Annotated in this window: 20 protein-coding genes; 10 read left to right on the top strand and 10 right to left on the bottom strand. The window is 56.8% G+C overall.

Going from position 1 to position 20,645, the window contains the following annotated elements; genetic code table 11:
• Positions 1–8: 8 nt before the first annotated feature.
• Both SK58_RS03930 and mdcA read right to left on the bottom strand, forming a co-directional pair.
• The gene (locus tag SK58_RS03930; RefSeq protein WP_017384166.1) at positions 9–866 is read right to left on the bottom strand and encodes a triphosphoribosyl-dephospho-CoA synthase; all 858 of its coding nucleotides are present in this window, start codon (positions 864–866) and stop codon (positions 9–11) included.
• Positions 866–2,521: a malonate decarboxylase subunit alpha gene (gene mdcA, locus SK58_RS03925; RefSeq protein WP_015571421.1), complete on the bottom strand. Its 1,656-nt coding sequence runs from the start codon at positions 2,519–2,521 to the stop codon at positions 866–868. The genes SK58_RS03930 and mdcA overlap by 1 nt, the downstream gene beginning before the upstream one ends.
• Before the next feature lie 228 nt (positions 2,522–2,749).
• Between mdcA and SK58_RS03915 the strand changes: the two genes are divergently transcribed.
• The 3 genes from SK58_RS03915 to SK58_RS03905 are packed head-to-tail and all read left to right on the top strand — an operon-like array spanning position 2,750 to position 4,887.
• The gene (locus SK58_RS03915; protein WP_017693875.1) at positions 2,750–3,769 is read left to right on the top strand and encodes a hydrolase; all 1,020 of its coding nucleotides are present in this window, start codon (positions 2,750–2,752) and stop codon (positions 3,767–3,769) included.
• On the top strand, positions 3,769–3,987 hold the full coding sequence (locus tag SK58_RS03910) for a YheU family protein (protein ID WP_014171926.1): 219 nt from the start codon (positions 3,769–3,771) through the stop codon (positions 3,985–3,987). The genes SK58_RS03915 and SK58_RS03910 overlap by 1 nt, the downstream gene beginning before the upstream one ends.
• A 30-nt stretch (positions 3,988–4,017) precedes the next feature.
• A complete protein-coding gene (locus SK58_RS03905) occupies positions 4,018–4,887 on the top strand; it encodes a phosphoribulokinase (protein ID WP_003861663.1) in 870 nt (289 codons plus the stop codon).
• Between the two features lie 95 nt (positions 4,888–4,982).
• Here the strand turns inward: SK58_RS03905 and SK58_RS03900 are convergent, their stop codons facing one another.
• Positions 4,983–5,387 (bottom strand): OsmC family protein, encoded by a 405-nt coding sequence (locus SK58_RS03900; protein ID WP_015571423.1) that lies wholly within the window; start codon positions 5,385–5,387, stop codon positions 4,983–4,985.
• 310 nt (positions 5,388–5,697) lie between these two features.
• Here SK58_RS03900 and crp point away from each other — a divergent pair, with 310 nt between their 5' ends.
• Both crp and SK58_RS03890 read left to right on the top strand, forming a co-directional pair.
• Positions 5,698–6,330, top strand: coding sequence for a cAMP-activated global transcriptional regulator CRP (crp, locus tag SK58_RS03895; protein ID WP_000242758.1), 633 nt, complete (start codon positions 5,698–5,700; stop codon positions 6,328–6,330).
• Positions 6,331–6,387: 57 nt separating this feature from the next.
• The gene (locus SK58_RS03890; protein ID WP_032104001.1) at positions 6,388–8,475 is read left to right on the top strand and encodes a YccS/YhfK family putative transporter; all 2,088 of its coding nucleotides are present in this window, start codon (positions 6,388–6,390) and stop codon (positions 8,473–8,475) included.
• Here the strand turns inward: SK58_RS03890 and SK58_RS03885 are convergent.
• The 4 genes from SK58_RS03885 to ppiA form a co-directional block, all read right to left on the bottom strand.
• Positions 8,472–9,692, bottom strand: a complete 1,221-nt coding sequence (locus SK58_RS03885; RefSeq protein WP_172973738.1) for a bifunctional acetylornithine/succinyldiaminopimelate transaminase — start codon at positions 9,690–9,692, stop codon at positions 8,472–8,474. The genes SK58_RS03890 and SK58_RS03885 overlap by 4 nt on opposite strands.
• A gap of 87 nt (positions 9,693–9,779) precedes the next feature.
• A complete protein-coding gene (gene pabA, locus SK58_RS03880) occupies positions 9,780–10,343 on the bottom strand; it encodes an aminodeoxychorismate synthase component 2 (protein WP_048219412.1) in 564 nt (187 codons plus the stop codon).
• A 30-nt stretch (positions 10,344–10,373) separates the two neighbouring features.
• Entirely contained in the window at positions 10,374–10,958 is a 585-nt protein-coding gene (locus SK58_RS03875; RefSeq protein WP_048219410.1) for a putative adenosine monophosphate-protein transferase Fic, read from the bottom strand.
• 105 nt (positions 10,959–11,063) lie between these two features.
• Positions 11,064–11,636, bottom strand: coding sequence for a peptidylprolyl isomerase A (ppiA, locus tag SK58_RS03870; RefSeq protein ID WP_000920483.1), 573 nt, complete (start codon positions 11,634–11,636; stop codon positions 11,064–11,066).
• 278 nt (positions 11,637–11,914) lie between these two features.
• Here ppiA and tsgA point away from each other — a divergent pair, with 278 nt between their 5' ends.
• The 5 genes from tsgA (at position 11,915) to SK58_RS03845 (ending at position 18,048) form a co-directional block, all read left to right on the top strand.
• Complete coding sequence (gene tsgA / locus SK58_RS03865) at positions 11,915–13,099, top strand: MFS transporter TsgA (protein WP_015571426.1); 1,185 nt, start codon at positions 11,915–11,917, stop codon at positions 13,097–13,099.
• Between the two features lie 261 nt (positions 13,100–13,360).
• Positions 13,361–15,904, top strand: a complete 2,544-nt coding sequence (gene nirB / locus SK58_RS03860; protein ID WP_048219406.1) for a nitrite reductase large subunit NirB — start codon at positions 13,361–13,363, stop codon at positions 15,902–15,904.
• Positions 15,901–16,227, top strand: a complete 327-nt coding sequence (gene nirD / locus SK58_RS03855) for a nitrite reductase small subunit NirD (RefSeq protein ID WP_047740765.1) — start codon at positions 15,901–15,903, stop codon at positions 16,225–16,227. The genes nirB and nirD overlap by 4 nt, the downstream gene beginning before the upstream one ends.
• Positions 16,228–16,361: 134 nt before the next feature.
• Positions 16,362–17,735, top strand: coding sequence for a siroheme synthase CysG (gene cysG / locus SK58_RS03850; protein ID WP_047740764.1), 1,374 nt, complete (start codon positions 16,362–16,364; stop codon positions 17,733–17,735).
• 142 nt (positions 17,736–17,877) lie between these two features.
• Positions 17,878–18,048 carry a YhfL family protein gene (locus tag SK58_RS03845; protein ID WP_008503029.1) on the top strand — a complete coding sequence of 57 codons (171 nt, stop codon included), beginning with the start codon at positions 17,878–17,880 and terminating at the stop codon, positions 18,046–18,048.
• A gap of 137 nt (positions 18,049–18,185) precedes the next feature.
• On the opposite strand, the gene trpS is transcribed toward SK58_RS03845, so the two are convergent.
• From trpS to rpe, 3 genes are read right to left on the bottom strand one after another with little or no spacing between them, the layout of a single operon-like run.
• Positions 18,186–19,190, bottom strand: a complete 1,005-nt coding sequence (gene trpS / locus SK58_RS03840) for a tryptophan--tRNA ligase (protein WP_015571430.1) — start codon at positions 19,188–19,190, stop codon at positions 18,186–18,188.
• Positions 19,183–19,944, bottom strand: a complete 762-nt coding sequence (gph, locus tag SK58_RS03835) for a phosphoglycolate phosphatase (protein WP_048219404.1) — start codon at positions 19,942–19,944, stop codon at positions 19,183–19,185. Before gph ends, trpS begins: the two co-directional genes overlap by 8 nt.
• Positions 19,937–20,614, bottom strand: coding sequence for a ribulose-phosphate 3-epimerase (rpe, locus tag SK58_RS03830; protein ID WP_003861634.1), 678 nt, complete (start codon positions 20,612–20,614; stop codon positions 19,937–19,939). Before rpe ends, gph begins: the two co-directional genes overlap by 8 nt.
• Between the last annotated feature and the right edge of the window lie 31 nt (positions 20,615–20,645).

Below are 20,645 nucleotides of genomic sequence, written 5' to 3'. Positions count from 1 at the left end.
ACATCCTCTTAATGCTTTGAATAGGGCGTTTCGGCGCGGTCAAGAAACAGCGTGGCGGCAAGCAGGTCTGCGGCTCCGCCCGGCGAGGCGTTAAGCGCCAGCATCTGACGGTCTAACCGCGCCAGCGCCTGCTGCCCGGCGAGGGTTGCGCATCCTCCGGCGTTCAGCACCGCACGGGCGCCGTTCTGCATGGCGTCCAGCCCCTCCATGCCGGCGCGCGACAGCACGCAGGTGTCGGTGAGCGAGGTCATGATCGCCATCAGCGCGTCGAGTCTGGCCTGCGTTTCGCTGCTGCCGTTGAGACGGCTGAGGCGAAGCTGCGGCAGCGCGCGTTGCATGATGTGCGGAAACGCCTGCTGAGCCTCTTCACGCGCGCCCGGCACACGGTAGCGGTGCGTAACGCGTAACCCCTTGCTGAACACTTTCGGCGCCGCGTCATCCGGCAGCTTCGCCAGCTGAGCGGCGGTGTTCGCGACGGTTTGCGCCCGGGCATCGCCGCCCAGCATCGCCACCGCGCTCACCAGCAATCCCAGCGCCCAGATCGCGCCACGGTGCGTGTTCACGCCATCGGTAGCGGCCATCATCTGCCGTTCACCTTCGCGACCCAGGCGGCCAACGGTTTGCCTGAGGGCAATATCCGCCGGACGCTGCCAGCTCTGCTGCGCCAGCGCCTGAAACGTGGGGGTCAGGCTGTGAGCGGAGCGCTCCATCAGCGCAAGCGATAAATCGTGGTGCGCGCCGTTCCCCCGGCTGTCCACCAGACCGGGCTTCGGGCTTAAACGTGCTTCGTCAATCAGACACTGCGTGGCGGTTCGCGCCAGCCATTCGGCACCGCCTTCAACCTGGATCTGGGGCAGAAGTTTCATTACCAGCTCCGGAATTTCGCAGGTGGGTTGTAAAGACCGCCGGACCATTCCACCAGGTCCGCGACGCTACCGGCCGCCAGCAGCGAACGGGTGGCATCGGTGCGGCGAATGCCCATATCTTCCGGATACACAACCTTGCCGCTCTGGCGCAGTTCCGCCACGCGTTTGGCGTCAACGCCCAGACCGATATCGGTGATACCCGCCACGGCGGCGACCATGGCGCGACGCTCTTCCAGATCTTTCGCCCGGTAGAGGTAAGCAATCCCCTCTTCCGTCAGCACGTGGGTGACGTCATCGCCGTAAATCATGACCGGCGCCAGCGGCATACCAGAGGCTTTCGCGACCTCAACGGCGTCGAGTTTTTCCACGAAGGTTGGCTTCACGCCCGCCTGGAAGGTTTCCACCATCTGCACAACCAGCTTTTTACCGCGCTGCATCGGGTCAGGCTCGGTGATCATGTTCAGCCAGGCCGGTGTGGCGTGGCGACGACCGTGCGGATCGTGGCCCATGTTTGGCGCGCCGCCGAAGCCGGAAAGACGGCCGCGGGTCACGGTTGAGGAGTTAGCGTAACCATCAACCTGTAGCGTGGAGCCGATAAACATATCGACCGCGTACTGACCAGCCAGCTGGCAGAAGGCGCGGTTAGAACGCATGGAGCCATCGGCACCGGTAAAGAACACGTCAGGACGGGCGCGGATGTACTCTTCCATTCCCAGCTCGCCGCCGAAGCAGTGGACGCTCTCCACCCAGCCGCTTTCGATGGCCGGGATCAGCGTTGGATGCGGGTTCAGGGTCCAGTGTTTACAGATTTTGCCTTTGAGTCCGAGCTGTTCGCCGTAGGTTGGCAGCAGCAGCTCGATCGCTGCGGTGTTAAAGCCAATCCCGTGGTTCAGGGACTGCACCTGGTGTTCAGCGTAGATGCCTTTAATCGCCATCATCGCCATCAGGATATGTTCCTGTTTGATCAGGCGCGGGTCACGGGTGAAAAGCGGTTCGATAAAGAACGGCTTATCGGCAACCACCACAAAATCAATCCACGAGCCCGGAATATCCACACGCGGCAGGTCGCACTCGTCGTCCACCAGCTCGTTCACCTGCGCGATGACGATGCCGTCATGGAACGCGGCGGCTTCCACCAGCGCCGGAGTATCTTCAGTACTCGCCCCGGTATAGAGGTTGCCTTTGCGGTCCGCTTTAAAACCGGCAATCAGCGCCACGTTTGGCGATAGGTCGACGTATAAACGTGAGTAGAGTTCGATGTAGGTGTGAATCGCCCCGATTTCGAGCTGACCATCCTCCAGCAGTTGGGAGATTCGCAGGCTTTGCGTACCGGAGAAGGAGAAGTCCAGCTTGCGGGCGATGCCTTTTTCAAAGATGTCCAGATGTTCGCTGCGGCCCACGCTCGGCATGATCATATGCAGATCGTGCACGATTTGCGGGTTCACTTCCGCCAGTGAACGGGAAAGGAAATCCGCCTGCTTCTGGTTGTTGCCTTCCAGAACGACTTTGTCGCCTGGTGCGATCAGTTTTTCCAGCATGGCGACAAGATCGCCGGTTGGCAGTACCTTGCCCTGCACCGGTACGGACGCCAGACGACGCGCTTTCTCACTGCGTCGGGTGTTCCATTGCCGGGTGGGTGTTTGCCCAGATAACATTATTAACCTCCTGATTCAGCACATCATTCTGATTTGCTTAACGTTGAGTAAAGTGTGCGCTCTGGTGAGAAAGGCATCAATTAAGCGTAGAGCCAAATCATTAGCCTGAGAGTAATAATCAAGGTAAATATTTGTGATCGGGATCAGTTCATGTTTCGGAAAAACGGGCTAAACGGGGTACAATTCGGAAGGTATAGTTAATTTCTGACAAGAATCAGCATCGCCCTTATGACCCAAATCATTCCCTCAGACTTCGACATTGCAGCCGAAGAGAGCGCAGAGTTCGTGCCCATGCGCGGGGTGGCTAACCCTCACCTGCAAACCATGCTGCCGCGCCTGATCCGCCGCAAGGTACAGTTCACCCCGCACTGGCAACGGCTGGATTTGCCGGATGGCGATTTTTTGGATCTCGCCTGGAGCGAAGATCCGGATCGGGCCAGACATAAACCCCGTCTGGTGGTGTTTCACGGTCTGGAAGGCAGCCTGCACAGCCCTTACGCACACGGTCTCATTGAGGCGGCGAAAGCCCGCGGCTGGCTTGGGGTAGTGATGCATTTTCGCGGATGCAGCGGCGAGCCTAACCGTCAGAAACGCATTTATCACTCGGGTGAAACCGAGGACGGCACCTGGTTCCTGCGCTGGCTAAGAGACAATTTCGGCGAGGCGCCAACGGCAGCGGTGGGGTATTCGCTGGGCGGCAATATGCTGGCCTGCCTGCTGGCGAAGGAGAGCGACGCCGTACCGCTGGATGCGGCGGTGATCGTCTCTGCGCCCTTTATGCTGGAGCAGTGCAGCTATCATATGGAAAAGGGGTTTTCGCGAGTGTACCAGCGCTACCTGCTCAACCTGCTGAAAGCCAACGCCGCGCGCAAGCTGAAGGCCTATCCGGATACGCTGCCTGTGACGCTGCAACAGCTCAAACGCGTGAAGCGCCTGCGCGAGTTTGATGATTTGATCACCTCGAAAATTCACGGCTTTGCCGATGCGATTGACTATTACCGTCAGTGCAGCGCCATGCCTTTACTGAACCAAATCACGAAACCTACGCTGATTATCCACGCCAAAGATGATCCGTTTATGGATCATCACTCGATTCCGGCGCCCGATCATCTGCCGGCCAACGTGGAGTATCAGCTCACCCAATTCGGGGGACACGTCGGCTTTGTCGGCGGCACGCTGCGTCGGCCAAAAATGTGGCTTGAGACGCGTATTCCCGACTGGTTAACGGCTTATCTGGACGGTAAATAATGATTATTCCCTGGCAGGATCTCTCTCCCGACACGCTCGATAATCTGATTGAAAGCTTTGTCTTGCGCGAAGGCACCGATTATGGTGAACATGAACGTTCGCTTGAACAAAAGGTCAACGATGTTAAGCGCCAGCTTAAAAGCGGCGACGTGGTGCTGGTATGGTCCGAACTGCATGAGACGGTCAATATCATGCCACGCAACGCGTTTCACGGCTGATCTTTACACTTTTCCAGTCAGGGAGTTGCTATGTCTGCCAGACATCCGGTTATTGCCGTTACGGGTTCGAGTGGGGCGGGAACCACTACCACCAGCCTCGCCTTCCGCAAGATCTTCGCCCAGCTTAACTTACGGGCGGCAGAGGTAGAAGGCGACAGCTTTCACCGCTACACGCGCCCGGAGATGGATATGGCCATCCGCAAAGCGCGCGATCTGGGTAAACACATCAGCTACTTCGGCCCGGAGGCGAATGACTTCGGCCTGCTGGAGCAAACCTTCCGTGAATACGGGCAAAGCGGTACCGGGCAGTCCCGCAAGTATCTCCACACCTACGATGAAGCCGTGCCCTGGAACCAGGTCCCCGGCACGTTCACGCCCTGGCAGCCGCTGCCGGAACCGACTGACGTGCTGTTTTACGAAGGATTGCACGGCGGCGTGGTGACGCCTCAGCACGACGTGGCGCGCCACGTGGATTTGCTGGTGGGGGTGGTGCCGATTGTTAACCTTGAGTGGATCCAGAAGCTGACGCGTGACATGAGCGAGCGCGGCCATTCGCGAGAGGCGGTCATGGACTCGGTGGTGCGCTCCATGGAAGATTACATCAACTTCCTGACGCCGCAGTTCTCCCGAACCCACATTAACTTCCAGCGCGTCCCCACCGTGGACACCTCCAACCCGTTCGCTGCAAAAAGCATCCCTTCCCTGGACGAGAGCTTTGTGGTGATCCACTTCCGCAACCTGGAAGGCATTGATTACCCCTGGCTGCTGGCGATGCTACAGGGTTCGTTTATTTCGCACATGAATACGTTAGTGGTGCCCGGGGGAAAAATGGGGCTGGCAATGGAGCTGATCATGACACCGCTGGTGCAGCGGCTGATGGAAGGAAAGCAGATCGCGTGACGCCTGTTGCCGGATGGCGCTTCGCTTATCCGGCCTACGTTCGTGCAGTTGTAGCTTTTGTAGGGCGGGTCAGCGAAGCGCCACCCGCCAAAAAATTAAGCCGCGATCACTTCATACGAATGGGTGATTTTTACCGCTTTCTCCAGCATTAACGCCACAGAGCAGTATTTCTCCGCAGACAGGTCAACCGCACGCGAGACCGCCGCATCCTTCAGTTCTTTGCCGGTGACGATAAAGTGCAGATTAATATGCGTGAACAGGCGTGGCGCCTCTTCGCGACGTTCTGACGTCAGCTTCACTTCACAATCGGTCACGTCATGACGGCCTTTTTGCAGGATCGACACCACGTCGATCGCGCTGCATCCCCCCGCCGCCATCAGCACCATTTCCATTGGGCTTGGCGCTTTATCGCCGGAGTTGCCATCCATCAAAACCTGGTGCCCGGAAGCAGACTCGCCCAGGAACGTTAACCCTTCAACCCATTTGACACGCGCTTGCATATTCACTCACTCCAACGTTGCATTTTTTATGACAGATTACGTGTACGTTACATTTCTCGCAACGGAAGGCGACCTGCGTCATGCTGAAGCGAGACACCAGGAGACACGCGGCGAAAGCTATGCTAAAACACTCTGGATGCTACAGTAATACATTGACGTTACACATGTATGCAGAGGACATCAAACTTTACTGGCTGCGAAACGTTACGACAGCCGACTTCCCAGGTATGGGTAAGAATTCGATTGCAACCCCAGAGTCCGGATGCATCTTATGACTCTGGTGACAGCTTATAACAGAGGATAACAGCGCATGGTGCTTGGCAAACCGCAAACAGACCCGACTCTCGAATGGTTCTTGTCTCATTGCCACATTCATAAGTACCCATCAAAGAGCACGCTGATTCACCAGGGTGAAAAAGCGGAAACGTTGTATTACATCGTTAAAGGCTCGGTGGCCGTGCTGATCAAAGATGAAGAAGGGAAAGAGATGATCCTTTCTTATCTGAACCAGGGCGATTTTATCGGTGAACTGGGCCTGTTTGAAGAAGGCCAGGAACGTAGCGCCTGGGTTCGTGCAAAAACAGCATGTGAAGTGGCTGAAATTTCTTACAAGAAATTCCGTCAGCTGATTCAGGTCAACCCTGACATCCTGATGCGTCTTTCTTCCCAGATGGCACGCCGTCTGCAAGTGACCTCTGAGAAGGTGGGTAACCTCGCCTTCCTGGACGTGACCGGTCGTATCGCGCAGACGCTGTTGAACCTGGCGAAACAGCCAGACGCCATGACCCACCCTGACGGTATGCAAATTAAAATTACCCGCCAGGAAATCGGTCAGATCGTCGGCTGCTCCCGTGAAACAGTGGGCCGTATCCTGAAGATGCTGGAAGACCAGAACCTGATCTCTGCCCACGGTAAAACTATCGTGGTCTACGGAACCCGTTAATTTCGGTCAAACGGCGTGCCGCCGCAGGGTGGCACGCCGTTTTTGTCTCTACTCCTCATGTGGCGCAGGCTGATCTATCACCCGGAAGTTAACTACGCACTGCGACAAACGCTGGTGTTGTGTCTTCCCGTGGCCGTGGGCCTGATCCTCGGACATCTTCAGCAAGGCCTGCTGTTTTCTCTTGTGCCCGCCTGCTGCAACATTGCCGGTCTGGATACGCCGCATAAACGCTTTTTTAAACGTCTGATTATTGGCGGCTGCCTGTTTGCCGGCTGTAGCCTTGCCGTACAACTCTTACTGGCCCGCGACATTCCTCTGCCGCTGATCCTGACCGTGCTGGCGATGACGCTCGGCGTCACCGCCGAAATCAGCTCGCTGCACGCCCGCCTGCTTCCCGCGTCGCTGATTGCCGCCATCTTCACCTTAAGCCTTGCGGGCAATATGCCGGTGTGGGAGCCATTGCTGATCTACGCCCTCGGCACGCTGTGGTACGGGCTGTTTAACTGGTTCTGGTTCTGGCTGTGGCGGGAACAGCCGCTGCGCGAATCCCTGAGCCTGCTCTACGTGCAACTTGCTGAATACTGCGAAGCAAAATACACCCTGCTCACTCAACATACCGACCCGGAAAAATCCCTGCCGCCGCTGCTGGCGCGCCAGCAAAAAGTGGTGGATCTGATCAGCCAGTGCTATCAGCAGTTGCACATGCTTGCCGCCAACAAAAATCATGAATACAAGCGGCTGCTGCGAACCTTCCAGGTCGGGCTGGATTTGCAGGAGCATATCTCCGTCAGCCTTCATAATCCGGAAGAGGTGCAAAAGCTGGTGGAGCGCAGCCATGCGGAAGCGGTGATCCGCTGGAACGCGCAGACCGTCGCGGCCCGCCTGCGGGTGCTGGCTGACGATATCCTCTATCACCGCTACCCGACGCGCTTTAACATGGACAAACAGCTCGGCGCGCTGGAAAAGATTGCGCGTCAGCACGCGGATAACCCGGTCGGGCAATTTGCTGCCTGGCATTTCAGCCGCATCGCCCGGGTGTTACGCACCCAGCGCCCGCTTTATGCCCGGGACCTGATGGCCGATAAGCAAAAACGGCTGCCGCTGCTGCCCGCGCTCAAAAGCTATCTATCACTGAAATCTTCCGCCCTGCGCAATGCCGCGCGGATCAGTGTGATGCTGAGCATCGCCAGCCTGATGGGAATGGCCCTGCACCTGCCGAAACCCTACTGGATCTTAATGACCGTGCTGTTTGTCACCCAGAACGGCTATGGCGCCACGCGGGTGCGCATTCTGCATCGGGCGGGCGGTACGATGGCGGGGCTGATTATCGCGGGCGTGACGCTGCACTTTCACGTGCCGGAAGGCTATACCCTGGCCGGTATGCTGGCGATCACGCTGGTGAGCTACCTGATCATCCGCAAAAACTACGGCTGGGCGATGGTGGGCTTTACGGTCACGGCGGTGTATACCCTGCAACTGCTCACGCTTAACGGGGAACAGTTTATTATTGCCCGGCTGGTCGATACGCTAATTGGCTGCCTGATCGCCTTTGGCGGCATGGTCTGGTTGTGGCCGCAGTGGCAAAGCGGGTTGCTGAGGCAGAACGCCCACGACGCGCTCGAAGCCGATCAGCAGGCCATTCGTCTTATTCTAAGCGATGACCCGCAGCCCTCTCCGCTGGCCTACGAGCGCATGAAGGTCAACCAGGCGCATAACGCCCTGTTCAACTCCCTTAACCAGGCCATGCAGGAGCCGGGCTTTAACGCGCACTATCTGGCTGACATGAAGCTGTGGGTCACGCACAGCCAGTTTATCGTCGAGCACATCAATGCCATGACGACGCTGGCGCGGGAGCACACGATGCTGACGACGGATCTGGCGCAGCGCTATTTGCAGTCGTGTGAAATTGCGTTGCAGCGCTGTCAGCAGCGTCTGGAGTATGACGCGCCGGGCGAGTCAGGGGATTCGAACATTCTGGAAGCGCCGGAGACGCTGACCCACGGGCCGATGAGCACCCTTGAGCAGCATTTACAGCGCGTTCTCGGGCACCTGAACACCATGCACACCATTTCGTCGGTGGCATGGCGTCAGCGCCCGCATCACGGGATTTGGTTAACGCGCCGGTTAAAACGAACCGCGTATTAGCCGCTGACGATCTTCGCGACCGCCGCGGCAAAACGGGTTAATCCGTCTTCGATGTCTTTGTCTTCCACCACCAGCGATGGCGCAAAGCGCATCACGTCCGGCCCGGCGTTGAGCACCATGACGCCTTCGTGCGCGGCGGCGTGCAGGAAATCGCGCGCGCGGCCTTTGTACTGCGGCTTCAGTTCGGCGCCCATCAGCAGCCCCATCCCGCGGATGTCGCTGAAGACATCAAACTGTTGGTCAATCTGCTGGAGATGTTTCACAAACAGGTCGCGTTTCGCATTCACGCCATTCAGGACGTCCGGCGTATTAATGATGTCGAACGCCGCACCCGCCACGGCGCACGCCAGCGGATTACCGCCGTAGGTAGAGCCGTGTGAGCCCACATGAAATGCGGAAGCGATATCCTGGGTGGTGAGCACGGCACTGACCGGGAAACCGCCGCCGAGCGCTTTCGCGCTGGTCAGAATATCCGGCGTTACGCCGTAGTGCATATAAGCAAACAGGTCTCCGGTACGCCCCATCCCACACTGCACTTCATCAAACACCAGCAGCGCCTGGTGCTCGTCGCACAGCTCGCGCAGCCCTTGCAGAAATTCCGGGGTGGCCGCCGTGACGCCGCCTTCCCCCTGAATGGGCTCGACCACCACGGCACAGGTGTGATCGTCCATCACCGCTTTAACGGCGTGCAGATCGTTAAACGGCACGTGGATGATATCCGCAGGTTTCGGACCAAAGCCGTCGGAATACTTCGGCTGGCCGCCAACGGAAACGGTAAAGAAGGAGCGACCGTGGAAGGCGTTATGGAAGGCGATGATTTTGGTTTTGTATGGGCTATGACGCGTGGTTGCGTAGTAGCGCGCCAGCTTAAAGGCGGTTTCGTTGGCTTCGGTGCCGGAGTTCATAAACAGCACGCGTTCGGCGAAGGTGGCATCGATGATCTTACGCCCCAGACGCAGCGCCGGTTCGTTGGTGAACACGTTGCTCGTGTGCCACAGCGTTTCGCCCTGCGTTTTCAGCGCGTCCACCAGCGCAGGATGGCAATGGCCCAGCGCCGTCACCGCAATACCGCCTGCGAAATCAACATACTCGTTGCCCTGCTGATCCCAGACGCGGCTGCCTCTCCCTTTCACCGGGATAAACTCAGCCGGTGCATAAATCGGCAGGATCACTTCATCGAATGTCGCGCGGGTAATTGCTGGTTGTTCAGTTGCCATGTCATGACCATCCATTTTTATGTCACATTGATTGTGAAAATATAATCACAAAATATGCATAAAAAATCACAACAAGGCAACAGATATTCAGCGATTAAGGAAATTGGCCAGCAGCGCGTGCCCCTGTTCGCTGAGAATGCTTTCCGGGTGGAACTGCACGCCTTCCAGATCGTACTCACGGTGACGAATGCCCATGATCTCCTGCGTCTCGCTCCAGGCGGTGACCTCAAAGCAGGCCGGCAGGGTCGGCGGATCAATGATCAGAGAATGGTAGCGCGTCACGGTTAACGGATTGTTTAGCCCCAGGAATACGCCGGTACCGGTGTGCGTGACCGGAGAGGTTTTGCCGTGCATGACTTTCGCGGCACGGACAATGGTGGCGCCAAAGACCTGCGCAATGGCCTGATGACCCAGGCAGACGCCCAGAATCGGCAGTTTGCCCACATAATGGCGGATCGCCTCCAGCGAGATACCAGACTCCGAAGGGGTACACGGCCCCGGCGAAATCACGATTTTCTGGGGTGCCAGCGCGTCAATGTCAGCCAGCGCGATCTCATCGTTACGGCGGACAACCACCTCTGCCCCCAGCTCACAAAAATACTGGTAAAGGTTCCAGGTAAAGGAATCGTAGTTATCAATCAGCAGAATCATGGCGGCTCCTGAAAAAATGGCCGCCCTATTTTACGCAGATTCCCGCGCTTCGCTCACAACTTTGGCAAAGATGGCGTTCAGGGCTGTCAAATCCCCCATTGCCCCGCTCTGATTGGCGGCTGCCCAGTCGTTCGGGTCGATCCCCTGCCAGTTCAGCACATAGCCCGCATGAATAGCCAGTTGTTCAAAGAAGATCCGCTGGGCCACGCCATTACCGCTCATAAACGGATGTAGCATGTTGATTTCACAGTAGTAATGACTGATTCTGTCTGTAAACTCTTCTTTCTGAAGGCCCACCAGATATTTATCACTTTCCAGCGAAGCCATCAGCTCATTACCCACTTTCTCGATGTACTCGAAATGGCAAAAAGGAATGTCGCCCTTAGAAATATCGGCGGTGCGCAGCTCGCCCGCGCCTTTCACTTCGTTGCGGAATAAATGGCGGTGAATAAGACACAGATGGGGTAAACCCGGTGCGGAAGGCCCCAGTTCCAGCGTCTCGATATCAGGTTCAGCGGGACCCTTACCTTTTTCAAGGAGGCAGCTGGCCTGAAAATTGACCTTACGTTGTTGCTCCCAGAGACGGGATTTTTGCTTGTCGGTGAGTTTTTTCACTACGCCTCCCTGAATAGTCCGTTTGCCACAAGTATAAGCAGCAAAACGCGCTTTCGCAGGGAGGGTGGAAAGACACGGGCAAGATGTGCCCGTGTGGGGGAACGATTATGGCAGCACTTTCGCGGAGAGAATGACGACTGGCTTAGACGGCACATTCTGGTATGGACCGACATCGTGAGTCTGAACCTGAGAGATCTTATCCGCAACGTCCATGCCTTTCACCACTTTGCCAAACACCGCGTAGCCAAAGTCGCGCTGACCGTGGTCCAGGAAGGCGTTATCAGCCACGTTGAGGAAGAACTGGCTGGTGGCGCTGTCTTTGTCCGCCGTACGCGCCATGGAGATGGTGCCGCGCTTGTTCAGCAGGCCGTTGTCTGCTTCATTTTTGATGGGCGGGTTGGGCTGTTTCTGCTGCATCTGCTCGTTAAAACCGCCACCCTGAATCATAAAGCCCGGGATCACGCGGTGGAACGTGGTGTTGTTATAAAAACCACTGTTCACGTAGTCGAGGAAGTTTTTCACCGAAACAGGGGCTTTCTGGCTATCCAGCTCCAGCTCAATATTCCCCGCAGAGGTAGTCAGCAGGACGTGGGGGTCTCCTTTGGCTGCCAGCGCAGCAGGGGAAACGGCAGAAAGAGCAAACACAGCTGCGACAGCCGCCAGTGTTGATTTGAGCATGAGAATTCCTTAACAAAGCGCAGTATAAAAAGCGAATGGCTTGATTCTAAAGAGCAGTATGAACCCAGACCAGTCTTTTACCTAATTTTACCAAATTGAAACAATTATTACCGCGCAAACGATTGTTCACCCCACAACGTAATGTGATCTGCATCACGTTAAAACCTGCAATTGTGCTCAAAATTTTCTGAAAAGATTTAATTAGATCACTTTCGCGACTAAAATCTGCCCGCTCAAACGCAGTCATTGCGTTTTTCTTTACTTTTAACAGGCCAGACATGACTAACAGCAATCGCATCAAGCTCACATGGATCAGCTTCTTCTCTTACGCCCTGACCGGCGCGTTGGTGATCGTCACCGGGATGGTGATGGGAAATATCGCAGACTACTTCCAGCTGCCCGTTTCCAGCATGAGTAACACCTTCACCTTCCTGAACGCGGGGATCCTGATCTCTATTTTCCTTAATGCCTGGCTGATGGAAATCGTGCCGCTGAAAACGCAGCTGCGTTTCGGCTTCGTGCTGATGGTTGCCGCCGTGGCGGGCCTGATGCTGAGCCACAGCATCGCCCTCTTCTCTGCCGCCATGTTCGTGCTGGGCCTGGTGAGCGGGATCACCATGTCGATCGGTACGTTCCTGATTACGCACATGTATGAAGGCCGCCAGCGCGGCGCGCGTCTGCTGTTCACCGACTCCTTCTTCAGCATGGCCGGGATGATTTTCCCGATGGTCGCCGCGTATCTTCTGGCGCGCAGCATTGAGTGGTACTGGGTGTACGCCTGCATTGGTCTGGTTTATGTCGCGATCTTTGTTCTCACCTTCGGCTGCGAGTTCCCGGTGCTGGGCAAAAAAGCGCAGACTACGTCCGAGCCGGTTGCGAAAGAAAAATGGGGTATCGGCGTACTGTTCCTCTCCATCGCCGCGCTGTGTTACATCCTCGGCCAGCTGGGCTTTATCTCCTGGGTTCCTGAATACGCGAAAGGTCTGGGCATGAGCCTGAACGACGCGGGTAAACTGGTGAGTGATTTCTGGATGTCTTACATGTTCGGCATGTGGGCGTTTAGCTTTATCCTGCGCTTCTTCGACCTGCAACGGATCCTGACCGTTCTGGCGGGTCTGGCAACCGTGCTGATGTATCTGTTCATCAACGGTTCCCCGGAGCATATGCCGTGGTTCATCCTGACCCTGGGCTTCTTCTCCAGCGCGATTTATACCTCGATCATCACCCTTGGCTCTCTTCAGACCAAAGTGGCCTCGCCAAAGCTGGTGAACTTCGTGCTGACCTGCGGCACCATCGGCACCATGCTGACCTTCGTGGTCACGGGCCCGATTGTTGCGCACAGCGGCCCGCTGGCGGCGCTGCATACCGCTAACGGTCTGTACGCCGTGGTGTTCATCATGTGCTTCGTGCTGGGCTTTGTGACCCGTCACCGTCAACACAACCCGGCAACAGCTACCCACTAATCGCCGTAACCCCTTTGCGTAATGCAAAGGGGTTTTCCCCTGCTCACCCGCCCTGCCCGCCAATGGGTAAAAAACACCACTACATTTGTGCAAAAAAATAAGCAAGCACAAAAATCAAACAATATCCGTCACTTATAAAAATCCTGACAAATCATAGATATACCCACTAAGGGGTAGGTGAAGGCGTATTTGATTTGCATCAATAAGTGCCCCTGCTGAATCGTTAAGGTAGGCAGTAATAGAAAAGAAATCGAGGCAAAAATGAGCAAAGTCAGACTCGCTATCATCGGTAACGGCATGGTCGGCCACCGCTTTATTGAGGATCTTCTCGATAAAGCCGATGCTGAGCAGTTCGATATTACCGTGTTCTGTGAAGAACCCCGCAAGGCGTACGACCGTGTGCACTTGTCTTCCTACTTCTCTCACCATACCGCCGAAGAGCTCTCTCTGGTGCGTGAAGGGTTCTACGAGAAGCATGGCGTAAAAGTGCTGGTGGGCGAACGCGCTATCACCATCAACCGTCAGGAGAAAGTGATCCACTCCAGCGCCGGACGTACGGTTTTTTACGATAAGCTGATCATGGCGACGGGCTCGTATCCGTGGATCCCGCCTATTAAAGGGTCGGAAACCCAGGATTGCTTCGTTTACCGTACCATTGAAGACCTCAACGCCATTGAATCCTGCGCACGTCGAAGCAAACGCGGCGCGGTTGTCGGCGGTGGTCTGCTGGGTCTGGAAGCGGCAGGCGCACTGAAAAACCTCGGCGTTGAAACCCACGTCATCGAATTTGCCCCGATGCTGATGGCAGAACAGCTGGACCATATGGGTGGCGACCAGCTACGCCGTAAAATCGAAAGCATGGGCGTGAAGGTTCACACCAGCAAGAACACCAAAGAGATCGTGCAGGAAGGCACCGAAGCGCGTAAAACCATGCGCTTTGCAGACGGCAGCGAGCTGGAAGTGGATTTCATCGTCTTCTCCACCGGTATTCGCCCGCGCGACAAGCTGGCCACCCAGTGCGGTCTGGCCGTTGCGCAGCGCGGCGGGATCATGATCAACGATACCTGCCAGACCTCCGATCCGGATATCTACGCTATCGGCGAATGCGCCAGCTGGAATAACCGCGTATACGGCCTGGTTGCACCAGGGTACAAAATGGCGCAGGTCGCCGTTGACCATATCCTCGGCAACGAAAACGCCTTCACCGGCGCAGACATGAGCGCCAAGCTGAAGCTGCTGGGCGTGGACGTGGGCGGTATTGGCGATGCGCATGGCCGCACCCCGAACTCCCGCAGCTATGTTTATCTGGACGAAAGCAAAGAGGTCTACAAACGCCTCATCGTCAGCCAGGACAACAAAACCCTGCTCGGGGCGGTGCTGGTGGGCGATACCAGCGACTTCGGTAACCTGCTCCAGCTGGTGCTGAACGCCATTGAGCTGCCGGAAAACCCAGATGCGCTGATCCTCCCGGCACACGCCTCCAGCGGTAAGCCGTCCATCGGCGTGGATAAACTGCCGGACAGCGCGCAGATTTGCTCCTGCTTCGACGTGACCAAAGGCATGCTGATCTCCGCCATTAACAAAGGCTGCCACACCGTTGCGGCGCTGAAGGCGGAAACCAAAGCCGGGACCGGCTGCGGCGGCTGTATTCCTCTGGTCACTCAGGTGCTGAACGCCGAGCTGGCAAAACAGGGCATTGAAGTGAACAACAACCTGTGCGAGCACTTCGCTTACTCTCGCCAGGAGCTGTATCACCTGATCCGCGTGGAAGGCATTAAGTCCTTCGACGAACTGCTGGAGAAACACGGCCAGGGCTATGGCTGTGAAGTATGTAAGCCTACCGTCGGTTCTCTGCTGGCGTCCTGCTGGAACGAATATGTGCTCAAACCAGAACACACTCCGCTTCAGGACACCAACGATAACTTCCTGGCCAATATTCAGAAAGACGGGACTTACTCGGTGATCCCGCGTTCTGCCGGAGGGGAGATTACCCCGGAAGGGCTGGTCGCCGTGGGCCGTATCGCCCGTGAGTTTAACCTGTACACCAAAATCACCGGCTCCCAGCGTATCGGCCTGTTCGGTGCGCAGAAAGATGACCTGCCGGAAATCTGGCGTCAGCTGATTGAAGCGGGCTTTGAAACCGGTCACGCGTACGCCAAGGCGCTGCGCATGGCGAAAACCTGCGTGGGCAGCACCTGGTGCCGCTACGGCGTGGGCGACAGCGTGGGCTTCGGCGTAGAGCTGGAAAACCGCTACAAAGGCATCCGTACGCCGCACAAAATGAAGTTCGGCGTCTCAGGGTGTACCCGTGAATGTGCGGAAGCACAGGGGAAAGACGTGGGTATCATTGCCACGGAGAAAGGCTGGAACCTGTACGTGTGCGGTAACGGCGGGATGAAACCTCGCCACGCGGATCCGCTGGCCGCCGATCTCGATCGCGATACGCTGATCAAATACCTCGACCGCTTCATGATGTTCTACATTCGTACCGCCGATAAGCTGACCCGTACCGCGTCCTGGCTGGATAATCTCGAAGGCGGCATCGACTACCTGAAGTCGGTCATTATCGACGACAAGCTGGGTCTGAATGAACAGCTGGAATCCGAGATGACTCGCCTGCGCGAGGCGGTGATCTGCGAGTGGACCGAAACCGTGAACACGCCAGCGGCGCAGACGCGCTTCAAACACTTTATCAACAGCACCCAGCGCGACCCGAACGTGCAGGTGGTGCCGGAGCGCGAACAGCATCGTCCAGCGACCCCGTATGAACGTATTCCGGTGATGCTGGTGGAGGAAAACGCATGAGCCAGTGGGTAAACATCTGCAATATTAACGACATTCTGCCAGCAACCGGCGTCTGTGCCCTGCTGGGCAACGAGCAGGTGGCGATTTTCCGCCCTCGCCACGATGAACAGGTCTATGCCATCAGCAATATCGACCCGTTCTTCGAGGCCAGCGTGCTCTCCCGCGGTCTGATTGCGGAGCACCAGGGCGAACTTTGGGTTGCCAGCCCGCTGAAAAAGCAGCGCTTCCGCTTAACCGACGGGCGCTGCATGGAAGATGAAAGCTTCTCGGTCAAACACTACGACGTCCGCGTGAAGGACGGCGAGGTGCAGCTGAAAGCGTAACCCTCCGCCTTTCCAATAGGAAAGGCTTATGACCTCTTGTGGGTAGCAGCAGGAAAAACCGTATGTTCTGTACGATCCCTGCTGTTATCCTGACGTCAATTCTTCCCCCGCCATGAATGCTGTGAGGTAACGTCGTGGATCACCTGCCGATTTTTTGTCAATTACGCAACCGCGACTGCCTGCTCGTGGGCGGCGGCGATGTGGCTGAACGCAAGGCGCGCCTGCTGTTAGAGGCGGGCGCCCGACTGACCGTTAATGCCCTCACCTTCGCCCCACAGTTTGACGTCTGGGCGCAGGAAGGGATGCTCACCCAGGTGCAGGGCGAGTTTGATGAATCCCTGCTGGATACCTGCTGGCTGACCATCGCCGCAACGGATAACGATGATGTTAACCAGCGCGTCAGCGACGCCTGCGAAGCGCGCCGCATCTTCTGTAACGTGGTGGATGCGCCGAAAGAGGCGAGCTTTATCATGCCGTCGATTATCGACCGTTCACCGCTGATGATTGCGGTGTCGTCCGGCGGGCGCTCGCCCGTTCTTGCCCGTCTGCTGCGGGAAAAACTGGAAGCCGTGCTGCCGCAGCATCTTGGTCAGATTGCCCACTACGCCGGGCAGTTGCGTTCCCGCGTGAAGCAAACCTTCGCAACCGTGGGCGAACGCCGTCGCTTCTGGGAGAAGTTCTTTGTCAACGACAGGCTGGCGCAGTCCCTTGCCAATCAGGATACCAAAGCCGTTGAAGAGACGACCGAACAGCTCCTGAGCGAGCCGCTGGACCATCGCGGTGAAGTGGTGCTGGTGGGCGCAGGTCCCGGCGATGCGGGCCTGCTGACGCTGAAGGGTCTCCAGCAGATCCAGCAGGCGGACATCGTGGTGTATGACCGTCTGGTCTCTGATGACATCATGAATCTGGTGCGCCGGGATGCTGACCGCGTGTTCGTCGGCAAACGGGCAGGTTATCACTGCGTACCGCAGGAGGAGATCAACCAGACCCTGCTGCGTGAAGCGCAAAAAGGAAAGCGCGTGGTGCGCCTGAAGGGTGGCGATCCGTTTATCTTTGGTCGTGGCGGCGAAGAGCTGGAAACCCTGTGCAACGCGGGTATTCCGTTCTCCGTGGTGCCGGGCATTACGGCGGCGTCCGGCTGTTCTGCCTATTCCGGCATTCCGTTAACCCATCGCGACTATGCCCAGAGCGTGCGCCTGGTGACGGGCCACCTGAAAACCGGCAGCGAACTGGACTGGCATAATCTGGCCGCTGAAAAGCAGACGCTGGTGTTCTATATGGGGCTAAATCAGGCAGCCACGATCCAGGCGAAACTGCTGGAGCACGGCATGGAAGCAGATATGCCGGTCGCACTGGTGGAAAACGGCACCGCCATTACGCAGCGCGTGGTCGATGGCGTGCTGACGCAGTTGGGCGAGCTGGCGCTGCAGGTTGAAAGCCCGGCGCTGATCGTGGTGGGTCGCGTGGTAGCCCTGCGCGAAAAACTGAACTGGTTCTCCAGCCACTAACGCATAATCTCTCCCGGGAGTAGTCTTTAAGCGGACTACTCCCTTCTTACCTCAGTCGATAACATACCGCCCGCATAATGGAACTTTTCCATTTATTCCCTCGTGTTACATCCAATTTTCGATTTATTGACAAGGAATGCGTATGTTCAAACTGGCAAAAGCTGCCGTTCTGGTCGGCCTGTTATCAACTCTGACGGCCTGCACCGGTCACGTTCAAAATACTAAAAATAATTGCAGCTACGATTACCTGCTTCACCCGGCGATCTCCATTTCGAAGATCATCGGCGGTTGCGGCCCGGCGGCACAGCAGTAAGCGTTTTTCAGGCGTAAAAAAACCGGGGATGTCCCGGTTTTTTTGTTTCGTCAGTTTTGTCGGGTGGCGGCTCCGCCTTACCCGACCTGCACGGTCCCGTAGGCCGGGTAAGCGTAAGCGCCACCCGGCAAAGCGGCTTAAGGTTTCGCCACAAACCCAATAGCGTCGTACACCGCTTTCAGGGTTTCGGAGGCGCGCGCGCTGGCTTTTTCCGCGCCCTCTTTCATCACTTTTTGCAGGAAAGCTTCGTCGTTACGGTAACGGTGATAGCGCTCCTGCAACTCGGTCAGCATGCCGGAAACGGCGTCTGCCACTTCGCCTTTCAGGTGGCCGTACATCTTGCCTTCAAAGTGTTTTTCCAGCTCAGGGATGCTCTGTCCGGTCACACCGGAGAGAATGTCCAGCAGGTTAGACACGCCCGCTTTGTTCTGCACGTCGTAGCGCACCACTGGCGGCTCGTCGGAGTCGGTCACCGCACGCTTGAGCTTTTTCACCACTGATTTCGGATCTTCCAGCAGGCCGATAACGTTGTTGCGGTTATCGTCAGACTTGGACATCTTTTTGGTCGGCTCCAGCAGCGACATCACGCGCGCACCGGATTTCGGAATAAACGGCTCAGGCACTTTGAACACGTCACCGTAAAGCGCATTGAAGCGCTGGGCAATATCGCGGCTCAGCTCCAGGTGCTGCTTCTGGTCTTCACCCACCGGCACCTGGTTGGTCTGGTACAGCAGAATGTCGGCCGCCATCAGCACCGGATAATCAAACAGACCGGCGTTGATGTTTTCAGAGTAGCGGGCAGACTTATCCTTGAACTGGGTCATGCGGCTCAGCTCGCCGAAATAGGTGTAGCAGTTCAGCGCCCAGCCCAGCTGCGCGTGCTCTGGCACGTGAGACTGAACGAAAATGGTGCTCTTCTCTGGATCGATACCGCACGCCAGGTACAGCGCCAGCGTATCAAGTGTTGCTTTGCGCAGCTTCTCGGGATCCTGACGCGCGGTGATAGCATGCAAATCCACGATGCAGTAAATGCAGTGGTAGTCATCCTGCATGCTCACCCACTGACGTAACGCACCCATGTAGTTACCAATGGTCAGTTCACCTGAAGGCTGTGCGCCACTAAAAACGATGGGCTTAGTCATTATTCAATTCCTGATGTTCACTGTGCGAGAGCCCGAGTGCGGGCAACAAATCTTTGAAGTGGTCGAACACAACGTCCGGCTCACTCAGCGTAATGGCTTCACCGTAGTTGTAGCCGTAGGTCAACCCAACCGACGGGCAACCTGCCGCTCTGGCAGCCAGAATATCATTGCGGGAATCCCCGACAAAGAGCAGCTCCGCAGGCGCTAAGGATAATTTTCCTGCCACCAGCAATAGCGGTTCCGGATGCGGCTTTTTATTCTGCACGTCATCGCCGCCCACAATTACGGAGAAGTATTTCGCGATATCCAGCGCTTCCAGCAGAGGCGCAACGAACGGTGTCGGCTTGTTAGTCACCAGTCCCAGCGGGATGCCTTTGGCATGTAGCGCGCTCAGCGTTTCAGCGACATCCGGGAACAGGAAGCTGCCCTCTTCGACGGTCTCTTCGTAGAAACGGTCGAACAGTTTGCGCAGAATACGCTGCTGCTCATCCTGGGGAATATCCGCGTGGTCAACACTCGGTTTACCTTGCGCGGAACGCTGAGAGGCACGCTCCTGACGAGCCCAGGTCAGCGCGCGCTCCATCAGCACGTCTGCACCGTTACCAATCCACGTCACGACGCGCTCTTCGCCTGCAACGGGGAGTTCAAGGGCATACAGCGCCTGATCGACGGCGCGGGTTAATCCTGGCGCGCTGTCGACCAGCGTGCCGTCGAGGTCAAATGCTATACCCCGAATAGCCTGCAATTTATCCATGACTTACCTTCGCCAGTTCACGGCGCATTTCATCAATGACTTTTTTGTAATCCGGTTGATCGAAGATGGCGGAGCCTGCGACGAACATATCCGCTCCTGCCGCCGCAATCTCACCGATGTTATTGACCTTCACGCCGCCGTCCACTTCCAGACGAATATCATAGCCAGACTCATCGATACGGCGGCGCACTTCACGCAGTTTGTCGAGGGTCTGAGGGATAAATGACTGACCACCAAAGCCTGGGTTGACGGACATCAGCAGGATCACGTCCAGCTTGTCCATCACGTAGTCGAGATAGCTCAGCGGGGTCGCCGGGTTAAAGACCAGCCCCGCCTTACAGCCGTTCTCTTTGATCAGCTGTAGCGTGCGGTCAACGTGTTCGGAGGCTTCCGGGTGGAAAGTGATGATACTGGCACCCGCCGCGGCGAAATCAGGCACGATGCGGTCAACCGGTTTCACCATCAGATGCACGTCAATGGGCGCGGTGATCCCGTAGTTACGCAGCGCTTTAAGCACCATCGGACCGATGGTCAGGTTGGGAACGTAGTGGTTATCCATAACGTCGAAATGGACGACATCCGCGCCAGCCGCGAGAGCTTTGGCAGTGTCTTCACCCAGGCGGGCAAAATCGGCCGACAGAATTGAGGGGGCAATCAAAAACTGTTTCATCCGCATCTCCTTGAAATGTGTTTACCGGCGG

The organism is Enterobacter sp. BIDMC93 (assembly GCF_001037805.1).
GTDB classification, from domain to species: Bacteria; Pseudomonadota; Gammaproteobacteria; order Enterobacterales; family Enterobacteriaceae; genus Enterobacter; species Enterobacter hormaechei_C.
This window is presented reverse-complemented; position numbering and strand designations above follow the sequence as displayed.

Bases quoted from the DNA above. Each gene is read 5' to 3' on its own strand.
- SK58_RS03930 (WP_017384166.1), bottom strand. From the start codon at position 866: ATGAAACTTCTGCCCCAGATCCAGGTTGAAGGCGGTGCCGAATGGCTG.
- pabA (WP_048219412.1), bottom strand. From the start codon at position 10,343: ATGATTCTGCTGATTGATAACTACGATTCCTTTACCTGGAACCTTTAC.
- tsgA (WP_015571426.1), top strand. From the start codon at position 11,915: ATGACTAACAGCAATCGCATCAAGCTCACATGGATCAGCTTCTTCTCT.
- gph (WP_048219404.1), bottom strand. From the start codon at position 19,944: ATGGATAAATTGCAGGCTATTCGGGGTATAGCATTTGACCTCGACGGC.
- SK58_RS03885 (WP_172973738.1), bottom strand. From the start codon at position 9,692: ATGGCAACTGAACAACCAGCAATTACCCGCGCGACATTCGATGAAGTG.
- SK58_RS03900 (WP_015571423.1), bottom strand. From the start codon at position 5,387: ATGCAAGCGCGTGTCAAATGGGTTGAAGGGTTAACGTTCCTGGGCGAG.
- crp (WP_000242758.1), top strand. From the start codon at position 5,698: ATGGTGCTTGGCAAACCGCAAACAGACCCGACTCTCGAATGGTTCTTG.
- rpe (WP_003861634.1), bottom strand. From the start codon at position 20,614: ATGAAACAGTTTTTGATTGCCCCCTCAATTCTGTCGGCCGATTTTGCC.
- nirB (WP_048219406.1), top strand. From the start codon at position 13,361: ATGAGCAAAGTCAGACTCGCTATCATCGGTAACGGCATGGTCGGCCAC.
- mdcA (WP_015571421.1), bottom strand. From the start codon at position 2,521: ATGTTATCTGGGCAAACACCCACCCGGCAATGGAACACCCGACGCAGT.
- SK58_RS03905 (WP_003861663.1), top strand. From the start codon at position 4,018: ATGTCTGCCAGACATCCGGTTATTGCCGTTACGGGTTCGAGTGGGGCG.
- nirD (WP_047740765.1), top strand. From the start codon at position 15,901: ATGAGCCAGTGGGTAAACATCTGCAATATTAACGACATTCTGCCAGCA.
- ppiA (WP_000920483.1), bottom strand. From the start codon at position 11,636: ATGCTCAAATCAACACTGGCGGCTGTCGCAGCTGTGTTTGCTCTTTCT.
- trpS (WP_015571430.1), bottom strand. From the start codon at position 19,190: ATGACTAAGCCCATCGTTTTTAGTGGCGCACAGCCTTCAGGTGAACTG.
- SK58_RS03890 (WP_032104001.1), top strand. From the start codon at position 6,388: ATGTGGCGCAGGCTGATCTATCACCCGGAAGTTAACTACGCACTGCGA.
- SK58_RS03910 (WP_014171926.1), top strand. From the start codon at position 3,769: ATGATTATTCCCTGGCAGGATCTCTCTCCCGACACGCTCGATAATCTG.
- SK58_RS03915 (WP_017693875.1), top strand. From the start codon at position 2,750: ATGACCCAAATCATTCCCTCAGACTTCGACATTGCAGCCGAAGAGAGC.
- SK58_RS03845 (WP_008503029.1), top strand. From the start codon at position 17,878: ATGTTCAAACTGGCAAAAGCTGCCGTTCTGGTCGGCCTGTTATCAACT.